The 21,722-nt window shown below is 37.0% G+C and carries 14 protein-coding genes; 4 read left to right on the top strand and 10 right to left on the bottom strand.

What is annotated here, in order from left to right; all coding sequences use genetic code 11:
* Positions 1–3: 3 nt before the first annotated feature.
* Together QNJ50_RS18240 and QNJ50_RS18235 are read right to left on the bottom strand one after the other, a co-directional pair.
* The gene (locus tag QNJ50_RS18240) at positions 4–2,739 is read right to left on the bottom strand and encodes a PAS domain S-box protein (RefSeq protein ID WP_300637790.1); all 2,736 of its coding nucleotides are present in this window, start codon (positions 2,737–2,739) and stop codon (positions 4–6) included.
* Positions 2,740–4,400: 1,661 nt separating this feature from the next.
* Positions 4,401–5,123 carry a response regulator transcription factor gene (locus QNJ50_RS18235; RefSeq protein ID WP_027843228.1) on the bottom strand — a complete coding sequence of 241 codons (723 nt, stop codon included), beginning with the start codon at positions 5,121–5,123 and terminating at the stop codon, positions 4,401–4,403.
* Positions 5,124–5,813: 690 nt separating this feature from the next.
* Here QNJ50_RS18235 and QNJ50_RS18230 point away from each other — a divergent pair.
* Positions 5,814–6,458: a CPP1-like family protein gene (locus QNJ50_RS18230; RefSeq protein WP_300637787.1), complete on the top strand. Its 645-nt coding sequence runs from the start codon at positions 5,814–5,816 to the stop codon at positions 6,456–6,458.
* 44 nt (positions 6,459–6,502) lie between these two features.
* Here the strand turns inward: QNJ50_RS18230 and QNJ50_RS18225 are convergent, their stop codons facing one another.
* From QNJ50_RS18225 to QNJ50_RS18210, 4 genes are all read right to left on the bottom strand, one after another.
* On the bottom strand, positions 6,503–7,288 hold the full coding sequence (locus tag QNJ50_RS18225; protein ID WP_300637785.1) for an HAD family hydrolase: 786 nt from the start codon (positions 7,286–7,288) through the stop codon (positions 6,503–6,505).
* 229 nt (positions 7,289–7,517) lie between these two features.
* Positions 7,518–8,618, bottom strand: coding sequence for a 4-hydroxyphenylpyruvate dioxygenase (gene hppD, locus QNJ50_RS18220; RefSeq protein ID WP_300637783.1), 1,101 nt, complete (start codon positions 8,616–8,618; stop codon positions 7,518–7,520).
* Positions 8,619–8,969: 351 nt separating this feature from the next.
* Positions 8,970–9,230, bottom strand: a complete 261-nt coding sequence (locus tag QNJ50_RS18215) for a hypothetical protein (protein ID WP_300637781.1) — start codon at positions 9,228–9,230, stop codon at positions 8,970–8,972.
* Positions 9,227–9,652 (bottom strand): hypothetical protein, encoded by a 426-nt coding sequence (locus tag QNJ50_RS18210; RefSeq protein WP_300637779.1) that lies wholly within the window; start codon positions 9,650–9,652, stop codon positions 9,227–9,229. The genes QNJ50_RS18215 and QNJ50_RS18210 overlap by 4 nt, the downstream gene beginning before the upstream one ends.
* Before the next feature lie 371 nt (positions 9,653–10,023).
* Here QNJ50_RS18210 and QNJ50_RS18205 point away from each other — a divergent pair, with 371 nt between their 5' ends.
* Entirely contained in the window at positions 10,024–10,512 is a 489-nt protein-coding gene (locus QNJ50_RS18205) for a pentapeptide repeat-containing protein (RefSeq protein ID WP_300637777.1), read from the top strand.
* A 309-nt stretch (positions 10,513–10,821) separates the two neighbouring features.
* On the opposite strand, the gene QNJ50_RS18200 is transcribed toward QNJ50_RS18205, so the two are convergent.
* The 3 genes from QNJ50_RS18200 to QNJ50_RS18190 all read right to left on the bottom strand — a co-directional run bounded on the left by QNJ50_RS18200 (position 10,822) and on the right by QNJ50_RS18190 (position 16,469).
* Positions 10,822–12,357, bottom strand: a complete 1,536-nt coding sequence (locus QNJ50_RS18200; RefSeq protein ID WP_300637775.1) for an HlyD family efflux transporter periplasmic adaptor subunit — start codon at positions 12,355–12,357, stop codon at positions 10,822–10,824.
* Between the two features lie 128 nt (positions 12,358–12,485).
* Positions 12,486–15,536 (bottom strand): peptidase domain-containing ABC transporter, encoded by a 3,051-nt coding sequence (locus QNJ50_RS18195; protein WP_300637773.1) that lies wholly within the window; start codon positions 15,534–15,536, stop codon positions 12,486–12,488.
* Positions 15,537–15,620: 84 nt separating this feature from the next.
* Positions 15,621–16,469 (bottom strand): peptidylprolyl isomerase, encoded by an 849-nt coding sequence (locus QNJ50_RS18190; protein WP_300637771.1) that lies wholly within the window; start codon positions 16,467–16,469, stop codon positions 15,621–15,623.
* 1,133 nt (positions 16,470–17,602) lie between these two features.
* On the opposite strand from QNJ50_RS18190, the gene QNJ50_RS18185 reads away from it, so the two are divergent.
* Positions 17,603–17,968: a ferredoxin thioredoxin reductase catalytic beta subunit gene (locus QNJ50_RS18185; RefSeq protein ID WP_300637805.1), complete on the top strand. Its 366-nt coding sequence runs from the start codon at positions 17,603–17,605 to the stop codon at positions 17,966–17,968.
* Positions 17,968–18,357, top strand: a complete 390-nt coding sequence (locus QNJ50_RS18180; protein WP_300637803.1) for a DUF309 domain-containing protein — start codon at positions 17,968–17,970, stop codon at positions 18,355–18,357. The genes QNJ50_RS18185 and QNJ50_RS18180 overlap by 1 nt, the downstream gene beginning before the upstream one ends.
* 174 nt (positions 18,358–18,531) lie before the next feature.
* On the opposite strand, the gene QNJ50_RS18175 is transcribed toward QNJ50_RS18180, so the two are convergent.
* Entirely contained in the window at positions 18,532–21,663 is a 3,132-nt protein-coding gene (locus tag QNJ50_RS18175; RefSeq protein WP_300637769.1) for a WD40 repeat domain-containing protein, read from the bottom strand.
* Positions 21,664–21,722 lie beyond the last annotated feature (59 nt).

The following is a 21,722-nucleotide window of genomic DNA, read 5'->3' as shown; positions in this document are numbered from 1 at the left end:
GGTTTATTGTGAATGCAAATGAGATAAGGAATGAGTTATTGGTATTTCGATCATGAAGCTAGCACCTCTTCCTAGAGTTGATTGAAACGATAAGTTTCCACCATGTTTATCCACAATGATTTGATAACTAATTGACAAACCCAATCCAGTACCTTTACCTACATCTTTAGTGGTGAAGAATGGGTCAAATAACTTAGCAAAAATTTCCGGTTCGATCCCAGCACCATTGTCTGTAATGTTAATAGAAATCCTATTTTTATTTAATATTTTAGTTTGAATATGAATCTGAGGAGTTGGGAATTTTGGTAAATGATTGTAATTATCAGCTATATCTGACTCCAAAGAATCAATAGCATTAATCAAGATATTCATAAATACTTGGTTGAGTTGACCGGGATAACATTCAATGTGAGGAAGGTCACCATAATTTTTTAACACCTTAATTTCTGGACGATTTGATTTTGCTTTAAGACGATTTTGCAAAATCATTAATGTACTTTCAATACCTTCATGGATATCAACCTGTTTAAACGAAGATTCATCAAGACGAGAAAAATTACGCAGGGAAATTACAATTTCTCGGATGCGTCGCGTACCTTCTTCCATCGAACGAAATAGTTTTGTCAAATCTTGAACGAGAAAATCAAGTTCCATAGATTCGATTTCTCGTTTAATTTCTTGGGGAGGATTAGGATATTTTTTTTGATAAAGTTCTAAAAGACCCAATAAATCTCGGGTATACTCTCTTGCATGGGTGAGATTACCATAGATAAAGTTAGCAGGATTATTAATTTCATGGGCAACACCTGCAACCATTTGACCCAAGGAAGACATCTTCTCACTTTGGATCAGCTGTGCTTGAGCATGTTGTAACTCATGTAAAGTCTTTTCTAACTCATTTGCTTTGTGATGCAACTGAATTTCTGCTTGCTTGCGACTGATACCAAGAGATATTTCATTTGCAACAAAGGATAACTCATTTAAAACAGATTCTGATAATTCATGACGGGTAAACATTGCAATGACCCCGACCAATTTATGGTTAAATATCAGAGGATAGCCTGCAAAAGCAACCATAGATTGTTCTCTTGCCCACTTTTTATCGGTAACCCGTGGGTCGGTTTGTACAGAATTAGTTAAGTGCGGCTGGCGTTCTTGAGCAATTAAACCAATTTTATACTTACCTACAGGTATGCGACCGTGAAACCCATTAATATGGGTATATATCCCTGCACTAGCTTGTAATTCTAAAACATTTTCTTGTGGGTTGAGGGTCCAAATCCGAGCAAAAGCAGCATTGAGGTATTTAACAACTAGTTCGGTACACTGTTGCAGAATATGCTGTAAATTACCACTTGCAATCAGTGTGGAATTTATAGAAGCACGAAAAACAGAGAGTTGTATTTGTTCTTTGAGAGCTGCTTCTACTTTTTTACGTTCACTAATATCTACAGATAATCCAGTAACTCCTATAACTTCACCTGCTTGGTTTCGCTGGGGGGAATAATGACTTTCAAAAAATATTCCATTTACTTCCACAACATCAGTTACTTCTTCCCCTGCAAAAGCTGAATCAATTTGGGCAATGATTTCAGGAAAATCTTGGTAGAATTCATAAACAGAAATCCCAATAACTTCTCCTGATGTGAGTCCCAAAGCTTGTAAACCTCTACCATCAGAAAAAGTAAAGCGACCTTTTCGATCTAAAGCAAACAGAATAATTGGAGCATAGGAAATAACAGTTCGCAGTCTTTTTTCACTTTGGCGTAGTTTTAGAGTGCGTTCTTCTACTCTGGCTTCTAATTTATCATTGAGTTGTTTGAGTTCTGCTTCAGCCTTTTTACGTTTGGTAATCTCAACAATACAACCATCCCAAATAATAGAACCATCTGATTGTAATTCGGGTTTAGACATTCCCCTTAACCACTTCTGTTGACCAGAAATAGTAGTAATTCGCCACTCATATTCCCATTTTTCTAGTGTTTGGGCAGAAGTCCAAATACTTTCTTCTAAACCTGGGAAGTCGCTTGGATGGACGCAATTATAGAGTAACTCATAGTTTTGCTGTACTTGTTGCGGTTCAAGTTCATAAATTTCCCGACATCCAGAGGAAATATAAGGAAATGATATGCTACCATCCAGATCGAGGCGAAACTGGTATATCATTCCCGGTAAGTTATCCGTAAGTCGAGAAAGACGTGTTTCTACTTGACGAAGTTGTGTAGTGCGTTCTTCTACTTTGGCTTCCAAGGTGTTTTTTAATTTTTTTAATCTTTCCTCAACTTGTTTGCGTTCGGTTATATCCTCGTAAGTACCAACGACACCAATTATATTACCCTGATAGTCTCGTAGTGGAATTTTATTGGTATCTACCCAGGATTTCTTTCCATTTCCTTTTTGCTGAGTTTCATGAATATGGAGTTGGGGTATTCCTTCTTCGATCGCACGTTGATCGCATTCTCGGTACCATTTTGTTTCCTCGTATGTCCAAGGTAAATCGTAATCTGTTTTGCCAATAATATTTTCCGGTTCGCCAACACCTGCATCGCGAGCAAAATTACGGTTGCAACCCAGATAAACACCGTTACGGTCTTTCCAGAATATGGACTGGGGAATATTGTCCATTACTAGTTGCAATAATTGTTGCGACTGTGGAAATTCCATATTTACTTGATGGTTATGTACTTCTAGTTGTTTATGAGGAATAAGTTGACCCAACTTTTTACCTGAATTTGTCATTATCTACATCAAGTTAAGAGCATCTTGAATCTCTAGATGTTACTGTAATTGTTTCAGAACTGACGCAAGTTTTACTGCGTTTTAAAGAGAGTTTGGGAGCATAAACAACCTTAAGACTATATATTATTCCATTCAAGCACGCGCAGCTACTATGTTTATCCTGAGTTATCACATCAGAGTAAACATAATTATTCTGCAAATTACCCCTCCGCCATCATATCAGGGATGGATCTCACTACTCTTCACTTGCACATTTTATAACCCAATACAGTTCAGTTAAGACTTTTTTTTTAAACAAGTAACCCTGTAGAGACGCGACAGAGCCTGCGGCGTCGGCGTTAGCCTCTGTCGCGTCTCTACGAAGAAATTTAGGCTTATCTGAACCGTATTGTTTTATAACCCTTGTATACTCAGATCTTGCACCTAACCGTATAAACCACGGAAAGCTTAAAAATGGCACAATAAAGCTACATTATTTTATTTACTTTTTATTGCTAAATTAAGCTTTTACTATTAATACTGAGTGATTAAGATACATCAATTTTTGTTGGTGCAAGATGTAAGATAACTTGTTTGTAGTAGCGCTTTAGCGCTAAAGCGCTACTACGAGCCAAATACGAGTATTTTATATTTATTTACATAGTTTACTTTTTTCTTGCCTACTTACTTATTGATAATCTGTAACTCTAGAATTGCCTATAGAGAACTTTCATTATATGAGAGATTAATTGCGGGATAGGGGAGCGTCCCAAATGTTTAAAAACATATTTTATTATTGCGTATGACTAACATCACCCTACGCTAACGCAATAACTACTAAATATTGGCAAATTTTAAAAGTTGGGATCCTCCCCGGAATACTGCTTACTAATTTATAAATACTATGTATTCCTACCTCTGAGTAAAAGATAGGGGTATGTACTAGCTTGGCTAATCATTGAAATTTTATTTTAAGAACCATTCCCCATAATTTCAGCTGAACTTACGTTCCTGATGCATGGACTATATAAACTGTCTTTTATATAACTACAATGGGATACTGACTAACCTCTTTTTTTAATTCCCCATGAAAATCAGAGGCATAAAAATAATTTGATATTCGTAATAAGTAAGATTCTTATGATTGTACAGTTTTGATAAGCTAAGAAATCAAAATATATAAAAATTGAAAAAATTTTGAAAGTGCAAATTTTTACTTAAATTTTGCACTTGAAAACATTACAAGTATTAATTTAAGTACATAACAGTAATAAGTCAGTGTTATGACTTGCAAGCTTGGTAGTTATTTAACTTAAAATAACCTGCTATTTAAAATTGGTTTGCAAGGAGTTTTTTCTTGTCACTGAAAACGGAAAATTCTTTTTACGAGGGCTACGTCAAGGCTAGAATTTGGAAGCGTGTGCTTGCCGTTTACGAACGCAAATGGGAAGAACATATATCCGCCTAAAATAGCCAAATACCTTGCCAACGATACCGTATATCTTGTTTAGGCTTAAGCTATAGACGGGAAACTTCCCTTCTGCGCCCTGTCTCAACATGTCGATGCAAAATCTCGTCGTTGGGGATGAGCGAGTTGTGACAGCCACTTGTTAATACCATCGCCAAGGAATAAAAATTTTTAGCTTGAGTTTGGACCCAAGTTCCATGTGTGAGGAATTAAACTAAACTACCGAGGGCTCGGGTTGCTGTACTTGAGGGGGACATTCAAATTTGTATCCCACACCACGTACCGTTTGAATTAACGCTGGTTGCGAAGCATCTGCTTCAATTTTTTTGCGGATTTGACCTATGTGTACATCTACTACACGCTGGTCTCCAACATACTCGTAGTCCCACACTTCCTGAATTAGTTCTGCACGTCGCCAGACTCTACCAGGATGACTTGCGAGAAAGTGCAACAAATCAAATTCTAAAGCAGTTAAAGGAACAGGTTGATTATTTAGCGTGACTTCTCGCCGTACTGGGTCTATCATCAGCTTCTCAAAGACTAAGCGTTTTTGTTCTGCTGTTGTCACAACCCTTTGGCGTTTTAGAATAGCAGCAACTCTAACTTCCAACTCACCGAGACCAAAAGGTTTAGTGAGGTAGTCGTCAGCACCTTTAGAGAAGCCACGAATTTTGTCAGCTTCATCTGCACGGCTAGTTAACATCAACACAAAAACACCATTACGGCTTTGCATCTCTTGACAGAGATTAAATCCAATCACATCCGGTAAATTCACATCTAGAATCACCAAATCTGGATTAAATTGCTCAAACAAGGTAAGAGCAGTCTTACCATCTTCAGCAGCTTCTACTTGATAACTTTGCTTGCTCAAAAAGCGTTGAATTAGGTTCCGAACAGCAGGGTCGTCATCAACTACAAGAATCTTGGCGGGAGCCATGACCATCACTTTTCACGAACTTTTATAGGATTAATTTAAGGGGAAATGCGGAAATCGCTTTTCCGTTTGAGGACGAAATAATCTACAAGGTCAAAATATCAATTTCCATTCGACTCAGGATATGAATGAGGTCGGGAATTGAGATAATAAAAAACATCTTAGTAATGCTATCAAGGAAACTAAAATTCTGTCCCTAAATTTAAGAAGCGAATTACCAGACAAATTTTTTTTGACCTTAGCTCGATTACTTTAGTAAACTAGAATACTTAATTATTCCAGTTACTTCGCATTTGAAAACGATTTAATTCTAAATCGATATGTGGCTTAATGCCACAAGCAATTATAGACATTATTAATTAAAACGCTTTCAAAGTATTCTCAAAAAGTTTACTTTGAAATATAGAGATATCATTTTTTCATTGATAAAAACTCCCTTTAACGTATTTTCACCTTAAATCCTAGAGTAAACTCCTAAATAATAAACGACATGAGGGTATACACTGAGTTATAACTATATGTTAAGGTAACTATAGTTAAAACTACTCCAGCAACTTAATTAAAAAACAGTTGTGTTTCAGTAAATTATAATTATCAAGCGAAACAATCTGGTTTCGGGCGATGTAAAATATAAAGTTGTTTCTATTCTATATAAATGATTGCTGCCGATTGGGGCTATAAAAATAAATTCTCATGAGCGAACAAAATCCCTACGAAAAACTTGGGGTATCAGAAGAAGCTAGCTTTGACGAAATTCAAGATATTCGTAATCGTCTCTTGGAACAGCATAGTGATGACTCTAAGCATGTAGAGATGATTGAAGCGGCATATGATGCAATCTTGATGGAACGCTTGCGAATGCGGCAAGAAGGCAAAATCAAGGTACCGGAACGCATTCGTTTCCCAGAGCGCCTGATACCAGTATTACCTAAAGAAAAAAATCCCATTCTCCGTGAAAAGTCACCTGCATGGTTACAAAATTTTTTAGACCAACCCTCTAGGAATGATATTTTGTGGCCTGCAGCTTTATACTTGGGCTTGAGTATATTTAGTTTATTTAATGGTGATGCTGTTTTACAGCTAATTTTAGTTGCAGGAGTGGCTATCAGCGTTTATTTTCTTAACCGCAAAGGAAGTAAAGTTGGTAAGGCAATACTATTAACTTTGGGTGGGTTAGTCTTTGGCTTGCTTTTAGGTGCATTTATAGCTGTACCTATCTTGTCGCAGTTCATAGATCTTTCAAGTCTAACTATCGCTCAGTTATCTACATTGAGAAATCAGTTTTCTGCGATCTTAACTTTTATATTTTTATGGTTAATTAGCAGCTTTCTTAAATAAGTTGGTTTGGTCTCTTAAAAAAAACGCCCCAGAGGGGCGAGTCATCATTTTTTGCTGCTTATTAGTGTTTGGGAACTAGTTGATGATGCTTCTTGATTGGAGAGTTGAGGATATTTTGCAAGTATCCAATTATCCTTGAGGGATGATGCTGAAGTCTTAAGAATAAAATCTACCGCATCAGCTAAAGAAGGTAAATAATAGTTTGGTTGATATCGCTCTAATTGGGTACGATCCCGGATTCCTGACTCTACAGCTATTACTTTAATACCGTACTTCTTAGCTGCAGCAACATCTGCTTCTGTATCCCCAATCATCCATGTGTCAGTAGCAGTGGGAAGTTCAGCTAATGCTCTTTGCATTAGTAAGGGTTTATCACGAACATCTTGGGTTTTTACATAGTCATCACTTAAACAGTAGCGACGATCTTCTGAGAAAAATCTACCCAAGTTATCTTTTACCAAGGCATAATTTAATTCTGAGACCCGACGCATAGTCATAACAACGAGATCGCAGCCAGCTTGTTGAAATTTTAACAAAGCATCTACTGCACCAGGTTGAAGAGTATCATGTTGAAAGTAAGGATGAGTATGTACTGTTTGTTTGCGTAGTTGGGCAAACTCTTCTGCTTGCATATCATTTAAACCAGAAATAATACCTATTTGTTTTTCTGGTATATGACTTCGCTTTAAAGCCCAAAATTCAGAAAAGGAGAGTTCTTTTACTTGATTCTGTGGATTGCGAGTTTTTTCTAAACAAAGTTGATATACCCGATAATATCTTTGAGAAACATCAACAATTGGACCGTCAAAATCAGTTATAATTCTCAGCACTATTTTGAATTTAAATTTTATTAAGTTAATTTTTATTAGAATAATATCTTGTATGTAGGTGCGTTTAGATTTTGAAAATCTGATATATAAGTTTCAAATTACTAATATGACAAATAAATTTTTTATAAAAAGGGAGAGAAGCTCAAAATTCCCCAAGTCAAAATCTCCCCAAAATAATCTTTGAAGATAAATTAGGAAGAAATTTCTATTCAAATAGCTCTGTTGCTTATTACTCTTCTGTAAGTACCCCATTAATCTTTGTATAAACTCGTTTAATTTGCTCTTCTTCCATAACTTTAAACAAGGCTCTAAAATTACCTTCGCCAAAACCTTGGGCTTTGCAACGACGTTCAATGAATTCAAAGAAGAAAGTTGGTTCTCCAAAAATAGGTTTAGTAAAAATTTGTAATAAAAGTTTATGGGAATTTTTTTCGTCCCAATCCACTAAAATTTGCTGTTGAATAATTGCTATTAATTCTTCTGAAGAAAGGGGAAAACCAACTCGCTTTTGAATATCTGCGTAGTAATTTTGTGATATTGGTAAAAAGGAGAGACCTTTACTACTTAATTGATTAATCCTTTCAACTAAGTTGTTGGTTCGCAAAGCGATATGCTGAATTCCTGGACCTTGGTTAACATCAAGAAATTCTTGGATTTGTGAATTTTTTGACGCTGGTTCGTTTATAGGAAACTGTATTTCTCCATCAGAGGAAACCATTACTCTACTGTGTAGTGCAGAATGTTGGGTCTGAATATTAAAAGTCTGCTGTGGTTGAAAACCAAAAACTTTTTCGTACCAAATTACAGCATGTTTTAAGTAGCCCGTAGGAATATTAAGTACAATATGATCTACTGCAGTGTAATAGTAATTATGAAACTGTTTTGATGAATAGTTTACTTCCCTATCCGACTTCAAACTTCCTCTTTCTATTAGAGTATGAGTCAAATCACCCCAAGCAGAAATTTTGCTCCATTTAATATATTTGTCGCCTTGATATCGCCATTGTATAGGTTCTAAAATTTTTGCCCCACCTGTTTTTGCTTTCGTAATAGCTTCTTCTACATTATTTACATTAAAGGCTACATCTGCCACGCCAGATGGGTGTTTTTGAAGAAATTTTGCAACCGGACTTCTGTCAGATACAGGTGAAGACAAAACAAAACATACAGAACCACTTCTAACTACTTCCGTATGAGCATGAGAATTATGCTCTGATTGAATTAGAGGAACTAGAAAACTGTTTGCTGAATCAAAATTTAAACTGTTAATAAACCAATCGCGCCATACCCGAGCGTCATCTAAATAAAAGTGAATATAATCTACTTTCATAATCTGTGAATTAACCAAATTTTAGAAACTTTACAAAAAATGTTTCTAGCCAAATGTAAATTTCGCCTAACTACTTGACTTTTAGTGGTCAATTCCAGGAAATAGGTTAAATAATTTTGAGATGTATTCATTCCAAACAAATCAAGTATTAAACCTAAAAATATTTAGTACACATATAGTTATTTTTGTCAATAAATCAAATGTAATAATTTCACCCGTAGTAGTAAGTAGATAATTTGGGACGTTATATTTTCTCCAAAAGGAGTAGAGAGCAGAAAATTTACTAACTAGAAAAGGTAGTCTTATGTATTTAAAAATCATAAATCTCTAATAATCATAAATCTTCAAGAATCATAAGTTCATTAAAAATTTCTGATTCACTAGTTTTTGGAAAGTTTCTAAGTCGCTTTGCCAATTCTGAATTAATTGGGTAACATCTTTCAAGCGCTCTTGCTGTTTTGTCTCAATAATGTGGTATTTAAATTTAAAGTTTCCAGCAAAAAATACTATCGGCAATAATTGGTTTTCTGGTGAGTTTAGTCTTCCTTGATTAATTCCCAGGTTTAAAACACCACGCTCTAACTTGTGCGCTAGTTGAAGTGCAACTTTCATACGTGCAGTTCCAAATTTATGCCAAGTCCTGATTTAAGTAAACTGTGAGTGATATATTTATGAGCTTCCTCATCTGAGACGAATTCAATATAACTGCTAGGATTAATGCCGATCGCTTGAAATTCTTTTTTTGGAAATCTTTCTATATATTTTAGGGCAACTTGTGGTGCTGTGACTTGTCTTGGATCTGTACTATTGAGTACTTGGGTAAATAATACTTGGTTGCTTTGAGCAACAATTGCAACTCCGACTTGAAAGACTAACTGAATCATATGATTTGTGTAAATTGGCTTATGTGTTAATTCCCAATTCTCTGGAATAATATCGCTATCTTTCAAAATATCAATATTTAGAGTACTAAAGTTAATATTTTCTACTGTCAAAGCAATTGCTAGTTCTCGAATTTGCATCTTGTGATTCATTCTTTCTCCTGAGTTTTTATTAAGACCGTTTATTTGAAAATTTTTTTGCAGAGATGACAGTAGTCAGGTGTAAAAATTATTTTATGCTTTTTATCTCAGTATATCTCCTAAGCAATAACAGTGATAGAGTGTTTTTTCTTACATTAATTTAGTTATTTTCAAAATATATAAGCATTGGAAATCACATCTTAATCCAGCGATTAAATTAACTTAAATTAACTAAATTTAAGTTACATAAATTTTGCAGTGATTTGAGTTGTTTTTCCGAAATATACAAGACTAATAATGAAGATAAAAAGATAAATCGAATAATAATTTTCTATCGGTAGTAAGTAGTAGGTTTGTAAAATTTGAGCAAGTATAAAATGGCTATGAATAAGAAACAACTACTCAATTCTTATGCAACCGGAGAACGTAAATTCGTTGGTATAAAAATCAGTGAATTTGATTTATATGGTATAAATCTCTCTGGTGCTGATTTAAGTGACATTAAGTTAGAAGAATTCGATCTAGCTCGTGCTATTTTAAGAGGTGTAATTTTACGTCATGCAAAATTAACAGATTCTTGTCTGGATAGTGCTGATTTGACCGGAGCAGATTTCAGAGGGGCTAATTTGCGCTGGTCTAGTTTTAATTGTGCAAATTTAACGGAAGTCGATCTAAGAGAAGCGACCTTTGAAAGTAACAGTTTTTATAAAGCCAGTCTAATAGGAGCAAACTTACAAGGGGTTGATTTGAGAGATGCAAACCTGCAAGAAGCTAATTTAAGTGGAGCAAATTTGGAGGGTGCAATTCTTGCAAAAGTTACTTTTGGTAATACGATAATGCCTGATGGTAGTATTCGTGCAGAAAACGATTGAGTAATTACCTTACTTCTCAATCCAATTTATCAATCCAAAGATGTGGTTCATTAATACAAAGAATCTAAATCTTCTGTCCGCAATTACTGGCTAACAATTTTGCATTGCTTGTGGAATGAAAATAATTTGTAAATCTCTGAACTTTATAAGTTTAATTATTGATAGTTCGTTAACGAATGACTCCGTAGCGATGCTAAATTCTTCTCCCCCATTCGGGGGAGACTCAAGACTTTATTAATGTAGAGATTTTGAAATTGGAAATTCTTCAAAAATAGCTTTAAAAAATTAAAACGCTGGAAAAAATTAAACTTATCTGACGAATTTCAAAGACTCTACTTGTTCAAAGAATTTATCTGTAAATATGCTCAATATGGTTCTATCTCTAACCCTGATATTTGCTTGAACTTCCATACCAGATTGTAGAGGTAATCTTCTACCATTATTTGTCAATGTCTGCTCATTTAAGCGAACTCTTGCTGGAAAAGTATAATAGGGACGGGTTTCGTCCGGAGGAAGAGCATCTTTACCAACGGATATTAGCTTACCTTTAATATCACCAAATTCACTGAAATTATAAGATGTAAATCTGACATCTACATCCATTCCTTCTTTAACGAAACCAATATCTTTATTGGTTAAGAATACTTGTGCTACAAGTGTTTGGTCTGGTACAACTTTAACAACTGGCTCACTAGGATTGGTAACAAATCCTTTGGAAGCTTTTAAATCAAAAATTGTACCACTATCTGGGGCGCGAACCTCTTGATACTTCAAGGTTACTTGAGCTTGACTAATTTGAGATTCAATCTCAGCAATTCGATTTTGATTGTCAACTACAACTTTATTTAACTGACTATCAATTTCAGCAATACGTTTTTCATTGTCTGCTATCTTACCCAAAATATCTTGGTAAGAACCGGAAATGGTATTTTTTAGACGTTGTTCGGATTGCGATATTGCCAATCTTAAACGTTGTACTTCTTCTGTGAGTTCGAGTACTTGAGTTTGAGTGTTGCTAACTTCTTGTTGCTGTTGGCGATATTGTAATTTTGCGATCGCACCTTCTTTGAATAATGGTTCTAAATCGCTGAGAATACCTTGGTTAATTGCAAGAATACTTTTTGCATTACTTAAACGTGCGCGATTTTGTGCTAGTTGATGCTTAAGCTGATCTGCTTCTAATCTAATTGCTGCGGCTCTACTTCGAAGTTCTTCTTGGGAAGAACGCAAACGCATCTCTTGTTCGGCGTTTAGGTTAGCTTGTTTTGCATTACCTGTTAATTGTGCTCTGTAAAGACGATTTTCCGCTTCTAAGGTGGTACGACTTTTTGCTAACTTTGCTAATTCTTGGGGTATTTTTAAATTAGAGACAGAAAAATTAGCTCCACCTCTAAGAACGTTGTAATAAAATTGGTTCTCCCGAATCAAAGCATTACGGATTTTTCTTTGAGAAATGAGTTGTGCGGTTACAGAAGTGGGATCGAGCACCATCATCAAATCTCCCTTCTTCACCTGCTGACCGTCTTTTACAAATACTTGTTTGACGACCCCGGTTACTGGTACCTGTACTTCCTTAACAGCGTCTTTCGGTTCTAATTTTCCCTGAGCGGGTATGGCTTCCTCTATTCTCGCAACAGCAGCCCAAATAACTGTAAAACTTGTGAACCCAATCAAAGACCAGAGTACTGCTCTCGATAGCATCGGAGAACGCTTAAGCATTACTGGTTGATCGAACTCGGGAGGTCTTTCCCTACCATTTTTTCCTTGAGATGCATCTTGTGCTGGTTTTTCAACCCGCTTAGAAGTCAAAGAATTTTGGAAGTTTTTACCGTTAAGTTGAGTCATGATTTTTTAGAGTCAGGAGAGAGGAGCTAAGATTCAAAATCGACAATTGATTGAATGTATGGAAATACAATTAACAGAAAATAAAAATCAAAATCCAAAAATTTAGTTTTATAGACACAGAAACTCTATTAAAGTTGGGCGTCTTGTTGTTGATAAAGGCAATAATATCTTCCTCGGAGTGCCATCAATTCGCTGTGAGTACCTTGTTCAACTACTGAGCCTTTGTCCATCATCAAGATGGTATCGGCATTGCGGATAGTGCTGAGGCGATGGGTAATGAAGAAGACAGTACGTTCAGAAAATGCTTCTGCTAAATTTAAGCAAACTTGCCGTTCTGATTCGTAGTCCAGAGCACTAGTTGCTTCATCAAGGATCAACAGGCGGGGATTTTGTAAAACAGTCCGGGCTAAAGCTATTCGCTGTCGCTGTCCGCCAGATAGAGCACTACCCCGTTCTCCCACTCTTGTATTGTAACCGTTAGGTAAGTTCATGACAAAATCGTGGGCAGCAGCGATTTTTGCAGCTTCGATTATTTCTTCTGGTGTAGCATCGGGATGATTAAGGGCTATATTTTCTTGTACGGAACCTTCAAATAGTAATGTGTCTTGGGGCACAATCCCGATTTGTTGCCTTAGAGAATAAAGTTCGACCTTATTAATGTCGTAACCGTCAATTAATATCCGTCCTGATTCTAGTGGATATAGGCGCGGTAACAGTTTCATCATGGTACTTTTACCGGAACCACTTTGACCCACAATCCCTACAAATACTCCAGGAGGAAATTCAAGACTTACATTATCCAGTTGTAAAGGACCACTGGTTTTAAAACGGAAGGAAACATTTTCATATTTAACAGCTCCCTGAAGTGATGGCATTGGGATATTACCCCTATCCTCTTCTGTCGCTTCTTGGGGGCTATCTACAATATCACTTAATCTTTCTAAAGATAGAGCTGTTTCTTGGAAGTTTTGCCACAGTTGGGTGAGGCGCAATAGTGGCGTAGTTACGTAACCGGCGATAATCCGGAAAGCAATTAATTGTCCTAGGGTCAGTTCTTGTTGGAGTACTAAATGTGCTCCCGCCCACAAAACCAACAAACCAGAAAGTTTATTGAGAAAGCCACTCGATGAACTCGCAGCCGTAGAAGTTAAAACAGTTTTAAAACCGGCACTTACATAGCGAGCATAACGTTCTTGCCATTTCCAACGCGATCGCAATTCAATGTTCTGGGCTTTAACTGTCTGAATACCTGATAATACCTCAACTAAATGGGATTGGGCTTCGGCATTTCGTTCGGCTTTGGTTCGCAGTTGTCTTCTAACAATCGGTGAAAAAATAAATGTCAACAAAGCGAAGAAGGGCAATGTTGATAATGCCACCAATGCCAGGATCCAGCTGTAGATAAACATTACCACAATGTAGATGACGGAGAAAACGGCATCTAACACCACTGTTAATGCAGTACCGGTGAGAAATTGTCGAATTTTCTCTAACTCGTTTACCCTTGTGGAAAGTTCCCCTACGGGACGTTTTTCAAAGTAACGGAGTGGTAGACGTAATAAATGATCAATAATTTCTGACCCCAGCGCCATATCAATGCGATTAGTAGTATCAACAAACAAGTAAGTACGAATACTTGTAAGCACCGCTTCAAATAAAGCAACTACTAACAGGAAAAAGCCCAGAACTTGTAAAGTATTGGGACTATTTTGATTTAATACTTTGTCAATGATGATTTGGGTCATTAATGGATTTGCCAAACCAAACAGTTGAACAAAGAAAGAAGCGATGAAAACTTCTAATAATACTCGCCGATATTTGATCAGAGAAGGTAAAAACCAACTCAGTCCAAAGTTTTTCTGTGGGGTATCCCTGCTGGGTTTTAGGAGTAAAACTGGAATAGCATTTACCTGTTCTTGACCTTGTTCAGTTGGAACAGATTGAGCCATTATCTGTGCCACATTCTCACTTCTTTCCTTGAGAATGCCGACTTCCGGAACTGCTAATATGATTTTCTTTGGACTAACCTCATACAATAAAGCAAAACTGCCTTGCCATTGTACAATAGCTGGTCCTTCAAGCCTACCAACAGCTTTGGGAGGGACACCGAGCAGTTGGGCTTTTAAACCTACGAGTTCGCCAACAGCTCCACAATGTTGCAATGAAAGCGCCCCAGAGCGTTGCTCTTGGCTAACCAAGACCTTGCGTACTACTTCTCTTCGGAAAGGTATGTCCAAATACTTGCTCAACATTCCGAAACAAGCAAGAACAGCATCTACTCCACCGCGACCGCGAATGTAAGGATATTGCTTATTGCCAAAATTCCCAGAATCAAAAGCATCTTCTGATTCTGGAATATCTTCAGGAGCGTAAGGGATCTCAATACTTGTGGGAGGAAGCTCATCATTGGATGGAGCTTTTAACCCAACTTGTCCTTCCACCGGAATTTTTTCTGTGTCTCGAACAAAAATGTTAGTCGGAAATCCCAGCAAACGTGGTTGACTTCCTGTTGGTAATTGTGACCGATGATCTTCGCGACCATAAAAACGAGTTCCGATTAATTCTTTGGAAACTGCACCACCGCCGACTAACCATACTCGTTCGGGACTCATGGTCCGACTATCAATAGCAGTGAAATCATGAACTACTTCAATATTTTCAGATGCTTGAAGTGCTAAATCCTTTAAATTATTTGCTCCTGAAGAACGCATAATTAAATGATTATCAGCCTGTTGTTGTAGCTGGGCACCCAAAACCTCAAAAATTTCTATTAATGATGCTTGTTCGTGAAAATATGATGCAACAGCTGGCTCATTTCGTAGGATTGTTAAAAAATTGATTGCCGGAATCGTTACACAGATGACTTCGCTTGAAGCAATTGCAGTTTCACAAGCAATATTACGTATTAACCCGACCCAACCAAGGATTTCTCCCGGCTTGAGTAGCTTTAAAGTTACTGGATTATTAGTTTTGGGGTCATACCCCAACAAACGCGCCTTACCCTCAAACAAAACATGAATCTGGGCAGGCATTTTTTCTCGCGTCAGAATCGCCTGACCAATACGGTAACGAAATAGCTGCGTTTGTTGTGTTACATTTTTTAGTTCTGTAGGCGACAGTTGGTTAAAAGGCGCAATCGTCGCCAGAAATTCCTCAATGTTGATTGCTGTATAGCTCATTTAGTTACCGCTACTATTTTCTCTGCCAACATATTTTCTACCAACATCAGTAAATAAAAATTGGGAAGCCGGCATATTATAGTCCTATTTTCGGACTGCTGTCTCTTGCTCCCCTTCCGTTCCTTCTTGCTTTAATTCGTTAGTATTTGATGATAATTGTTCTTGGATTACCGATGACCCCTCAGTTCTGACCCATTGGTCGAATAATTCACTCAGCAATCTTTGCCGCATTACTTCATCTAATTGGGCTGGCAAATATTTTTCTAATCTGACAACGACTACCCAATCACCCAAACGAGTGGGTGCTAAAAGTTCTCCTGGCTTGCTCCTAAGAAGCATTTTTGCAAGGGCTGGATGGGGTACCCCCAAGTCAACTGGACCGAGTAAACCTCCTGTTTCTGCTTCTGGTCCTTCGGAATATTCTCGAGCAATTTCACTAAAAGATTGTTCCCCCTCCTGGACGCGAAAATAAAGTTCTTGGGCAAGATAGGGGTCTTTAACTCGAATTAGAGAATATACGACCCTGTCCAGTTTTTGTTTGCGTCCCAGGAAATAAGATTCTAATTTATTTCCCCAAGTCTGTTCTTGAAATTTTGCCAGTTTTAGACCCCTAGTTGCAATATACTCTAATTGTTCGCGCGATATTCCCCGCGCATTAAGCCATGCTTGTAGATCTTCCTCTGAATCTAGCTGATGTTGTTGATAGAATTTTTTATATGCTCCTAGGGCTTCATCTTCTGCGATCGCAATCTCTGCGATCGCACAGTCTATCATAATTTCCCGTACAAACTGTGGTAAGATTCCATACTGATTAAGCAACAGTAAAATCTCATTTCTATTAACATTTTTTAAGCGTTCAGAAGCACGCAAAGTAGCCTTTTGGATATTGGGACTTTGCTGTGATTTATCACCTGCTTGCATAACTGCGGTCATATAATTTTTCGTTTTTTAGGAAGACTGTTACAGATGTAACAATGGATTGATTATTTGACAACAAGATATTGCTTAAAACTTAAAACCCCATTGCGAATGAGTCAATAGCAAAAAAACACATTATACTTGGAAGTATTTTGCCACCAAATTTGTCTGTGTTGTAAATTTTTCTAAAATTTAGCAAAATAGCAAACATGTTTTCAGCTATTGTGTCTATCCAAAAATTTTTCGCAAATATATAAATGTCAGCAAACATATTTTTACATACATGCGTTCCAATAGTCATATAAACAAGCTTTTAACTTTATTTTCTGCTAATACAATAAAATAAATTTTGATATTGATAAATATTATTCCTGTAGGGCAATAAAAATGCTTGAAACACATATATTTCTGAATTGAAACAATTGATATTTTTTCAGATAATTATTTCTCACATGATTTGTAGGATGAAAAATCCCCAAATTGTAAGATTAGATTAAAATTAATTAAACTGAAATCATGCATGGACACATGCATGTAATATCGAGTAATTCAAGGAAAAATTATATTAATGAGATTACTCGTAAAAGATTATATCTAATCGTCGAATCGCTATACCATCACATCACCTATATTATTCGTAAATATCAAGGTTACAAAATATATATTAGTTATAACTAATAATTAAAGATAACTTTCACCGCTATGGATAATTATTCTGTCCTTCAAGACCATGAAAGCTATAATTCGTAAAATATATCTAATACGAAAAAAATATTTTTAGAAGAGTATAAATATTTTCCCTATCTGTTGAGTTTGTATATATTAAGTTAAATAAACTATGGAAGTATTGAATTAGAAAGTTCCGGGTTAATCATCAAGCTATGGGACTATGAGATTACAATCATACAGCCGATTTGATTTAAGTGAAGTACACTAATATCTTTAAATAACGCAGGGAAGCAGGGAGCAGAAGAAATGTACCCCATCTACTTGCAAAGTACTATCACATAGGTAAAAAATAACACATAAGAGTTTAGATGAAGCAGTATTGGAATTAGAAATGGATAAACGGGGAAATCTCCCTAGTAATACTCCACCAAGGCTGCGGTACAATGCAAAGAAATATTTAGATTATGAGTGCCGATTAAATAATGACATCAGAAGTTAACACTAAATCAACAGATAAAAATTTAGAGGCAATGCGGCATTTTTCCGAGCAATATGCCAAGCGAACTGGAACCTACTTCTGTGCCGAACCTTCTGTAACTGCTGTCGTAATTGAAGGACTTGCCAAACATAAAGATGATTTAGGTGCGCCTTTGTGTCCTTGTCGTCACTACGAAGATAAAGAAGCTGAAGTAAGTGCTACGTTTTGGAATTGTCCTTGTGTCCCCATGCGCGAACGTAAGGAATGTCACTGTATGTTGTTTTTAACTCCAGATAACGAATTTGCTGGCGAGCAACAAGACATTTCCCTCGAAACTATTAAAGAAGTTCGGGATACTATGGGTTAATAATGGAAGTTATACCTAAAGCATTTTGGGAAGGCGTAGAACAGTTCAATTCTGGACAGTTCTATGCCTGTCACGATACATTAGAAGCCCTGTGGATGGAGGCTAGTGAGCCTGATAAGACTTTTTATCAAGGTGTCTTGCAAATTGCTGTTGGACTGTATCATTTTGGTAATCAAAACTGGCGGGGTGCGGCGATTTTATTGGGAGAAGGGAATAATCGTCTGCGACGTTATCCAGAGGTTTATAGTGGGATAGATGTGGATGAGTTGCTTGATAAAAGTCTCACCGTTTTAAAAACTATTCAAATGGCAAAACCTGAAGAACTTGCTTTGCTTAAATTAGGTGAAGATGAAAATTTACCTTTGCCTAAAATTGTGCGTTCTGCTTGATGCCTGCAATCTGCTTGCAAATACGCTGAACTATCGCCTTCCCTGAGTAAGGCGATCGCACTATAATATAAGCAACATATAAGCAAATTGAACTTATTTCTCACTAAAATTTTTGTTATATTTTCAAACATTAATATTAGATATTTGAATTAGATAGTTAAATTCGTCAATTCATTAGTTAAAGTGTGCTGTACTTTCAGTCGCACCCAGTACCTTTAATGTTGTCAGCGTCGCTTCAGTTAAACCAGAAACACCTTCGACAGTCATCCCTTGGTAAAGTTTAGGAATTCTTAAGGTTTTAACACACTCAAAAGTAGAAACATCCCAGCATTTGATGGTTTCATCTTCACTACAACTAAATAAGAGGTTGAGTTGAGGACTATAACAAATTGACCAAATGCGATCAGCCGCATGCCTGCGCTGATCGCTATGACCGATTAAAATTTTGAAACAATTTCCCGTAGAGATATTCCATAACCTAATGGTGCGATCGTCACTCGCACTAACCAGAAATTCTGGTGTGCTGGAAGACGGGGGAATAAAAGTAACGGCGCGAATTTCTCCCGTGTGTCCGGGAAATGTTTTTAAGCATGTTTGTGTTTCGACATCCCACAGTTTCAGACTGAAATCGTCGCTGCTGCTAGCTAGGAATTTACCAGAACTATTAAAAGCAATAGCTCGGATACGGTGGGTATGTCCTTTTAAACTACTTAAACATTCCCCAGTATCGATGTTCCAACAGCTAATCACCTGACTGTTACCTGCTGTCGCTAAAATATTTCGATGCGGATGAGATGCGATCGCCCACATCCATTCTGTTTCTAAATTATCTAAAATTCGAGATTGATTAGTACGAGTATCCCATACTAAAACGGTATGGTCATCGCTGGCACTAACTAATGTATGATTATTCTGGGTAAATATAACTGACCATACCCAATCCGTATGACCGCGCCACGTTGTCAAACATTCTCCCGTATTTACATCCCAAAGTTTAATTGTGCGATCGTGACTCGCACTTGCTAATATTTTTCCATCAGGACTAAAGCTAATATGACGAATTCTCCCCTGGTGTCCCGACAAAGTTTTATAGCATTTACCCGTCGCCGCATCCCATAGCCTGATATTCCCATCATCGCTACCACTAGCAAGACAAATAATTTCTTCATTTTGTGTAGAAGCGATGTATCGCGTCTCTACATTCTTTGATAACTTAGCAACTGGACTCACAGCTAAAGTCCAAATTCGATTGCTATAACCTTGGAAAGTTTTAATAGCCTCACCAGTTTGAGTATCCCACAATCTGACTAACTGGTCATCGCTACCCACAGCAATAATTTTTTTGTCAGGGCTGTAAGCCAAGGAACGAATGCGATGGTGGGGTTCATGTAAAGTTATTTGCGGTTCCCAACTTTCCAAATTCCAAAGTTGAATTTTATCTGTACCACAACTGATGACGGTGTCCCCACCCGGACTAAATTTTACAGCCCAAATAGCTCCAGTTGGTGCAGTTTTCACACTCTGCAAACATTCACCCGTTTTCACATCCCAAGTTTTGATACTTTGATTATCGCTACTTCCCACCAAAGTTTTACAGTCAGGGCTAAAAGCTAAAGTCCGAATCCGCTTGGAATTTTCATCAAAGGTTTTCAAACATTGATTTGTCCAAATATTCCATAATTTTACTGAGTCCGCGCTACCTGTAGCCAAAGTTTTACCATCATTACTAAAAGCAACCGACCAAACTTCTCGATCTGGTTCCTGGAATGTATAAACACAAGCTCCTAAATCGAGACTCCAAATTTTTGCGGTGCGATCGCTACTTGCACTAACTACCAAGCGTTTACCCCAGACAAAGTAAACTGACCACACCCAATCAGTATGTCCCCGAAATATTTTTAAACATTTGGCTGTTTGAGAATCCCAAATTTTTACCGCGCGATCGTTCCCACAACTAGCTATTAGGTTACCATCGGGGCTAAAAGCCACACATCTAATCCAATCACCATGGGCTTGCCATGCTAATATTTGTCTGCCATCTGCTATATCCCAAAGGCGAATTTGTCCATCCATTCCCCCTGTTGCAAGTATTTTTTGGTCGGGACTGAATGCAACGCTAAAGATACTACCTAAAGATTGGGAAAATACAGTTTTATTAAAACTGCAATCGTTAAAATTTACTTGTTGTAATTCCACCCCCTGTAAATAAGCTTGGGAAATGGGAAGACGAGAAAAATCGTAACCGGTTAAATTTACTTGCAGTTGGATTAAAAGATTTATAAGATTTCCCCCCGCATATCCCACAGGAAGTTGTAATTCCTCTGCTTTTAATTTTTGAACAATGAGGCGAAATTTCTGTTCTATAACTCTTTTAGTATGATTTTTGCACAAGTGTTCGGCTACTGCTTGTAATAATATCCGCTTTTGATGTTCTCTTAAATAATCTGGTGCTGAGGCTTTGATAATGGCATGAGTTCTTAATAAATGCAATTCGCAAGTATTTAACTCATCAATAATTTTGTTAATAAAAATTTCAGTGACATATTCCATTACCACATTTTGCAGCGTTAAACCTTCACAAGTTGATTGAATCAAACAACGTCGTAATAAAGAATCCAAACCTTCTCGAATCTGACGGAGGGATAAACCTAATACATCCTCAGCTAACTCAGTTTCCCATACAGCTTTACGGTTAATCGCCAACCAATACATCAAAGATTTTTCCAGCTCCGACAACCGTTCGAACTGCTGGGTTAACAAATCGTAAATATCCTCAAAAACAGTTATCCCACTAGCCAAAAAAGCTTTAACATCGCCATTAAAAAGTTTATCGATTGTTGCTGGTACAATTTGCAAAGCTAAAGGATTACCTTGGTAGCGATCGATCAATTCTTCTATATCTTTTGGAGAACCACTTATACCCCTCGCGGTCAAAATTTCCGTTGCTTTCTCTAAACCTTTTAACTCCCAAACCCTTACAGGTAAGCTTTCTCCTGCTAAGCGTCGTACCTCTTTAAATTGCTCTCGACTTGTTAAAATCAAACAACTTTGATGTTGAGATTCTCCTATTCGGCGAAATAACTCCCCATAACCACCATAACCTTCGCGGTAATTACCGGTAGAGGAACCACTTTGCAAAATTGATTCTCCATTATCCAATATCAGCAAACAACGAGAAGTACGCAAGTAATGAATTAGTCGCGTGATTTTCTCCCCTAAACTTTCCGGTAAATCAATTTCTCGCTGCTGAGAGAGAAACTTAACGATATCTGCAATTATAGCGGTTTTCGGTTGAGTGTAGTACACCTCGTAGAGACGTAAAATTTTACGTCTCTACATTTGGGAATTAGAAAATGTATTTGATT

It is taken from the genome of Mastigocoleus sp. MO_188.B34, from assembly GCF_030065675.1.
Taxonomy (GTDB): domain Bacteria; phylum Cyanobacteriota; class Cyanobacteriia; order Cyanobacteriales; family Nostocaceae; genus Mastigocoleus.
This window is presented reverse-complemented; position numbering and strand designations above follow the sequence as displayed.

What these genes read in the sequence shown, in the direction of transcription:
- QNJ50_RS18240 (WP_300637790.1), bottom strand. Translation starts at nt 2,739, where the DNA reads ATGACAAATTCAGGTAAAAAGTTGGGTCAACTTATTCCTCATAAACAA.
- QNJ50_RS18235 (WP_027843228.1), bottom strand. Translation starts at nt 5,123, where the DNA reads ATGGCTCCCGCCAAGATTCTTGTAGTTGATGACGACCCTGCTGTTCGG.
- QNJ50_RS18230 (WP_300637787.1), top strand. Translation starts at nt 5,814, where the DNA reads ATGAGCGAACAAAATCCCTACGAAAAACTTGGGGTATCAGAAGAAGCT.
- hppD (WP_300637783.1), bottom strand. Translation starts at nt 8,618, where the DNA reads ATGAAAGTAGATTATATTCACTTTTATTTAGATGACGCTCGGGTATGG.
- QNJ50_RS18215 (WP_300637781.1), bottom strand. Translation starts at nt 9,230, where the DNA reads ATGAAAGTTGCACTTCAACTAGCGCACAAGTTAGAGCGTGGTGTTTTA.
- QNJ50_RS18210 (WP_300637779.1), bottom strand. Translation starts at nt 9,652, where the DNA reads ATGAATCACAAGATGCAAATTCGAGAACTAGCAATTGCTTTGACAGTA.
- QNJ50_RS18205 (WP_300637777.1), top strand. Translation starts at nt 10,024, where the DNA reads ATGAATAAGAAACAACTACTCAATTCTTATGCAACCGGAGAACGTAAA.
- QNJ50_RS18200 (WP_300637775.1), bottom strand. Translation starts at nt 12,357, where the DNA reads ATGACTCAACTTAACGGTAAAAACTTCCAAAATTCTTTGACTTCTAAG.
- QNJ50_RS18195 (WP_300637773.1), bottom strand. Translation starts at nt 15,536, where the DNA reads ATGAGCTATACAGCAATCAACATTGAGGAATTTCTGGCGACGATTGCG.
- QNJ50_RS18190 (WP_300637771.1), bottom strand. Translation starts at nt 16,469, where the DNA reads ATGACCGCAGTTATGCAAGCAGGTGATAAATCACAGCAAAGTCCCAAT.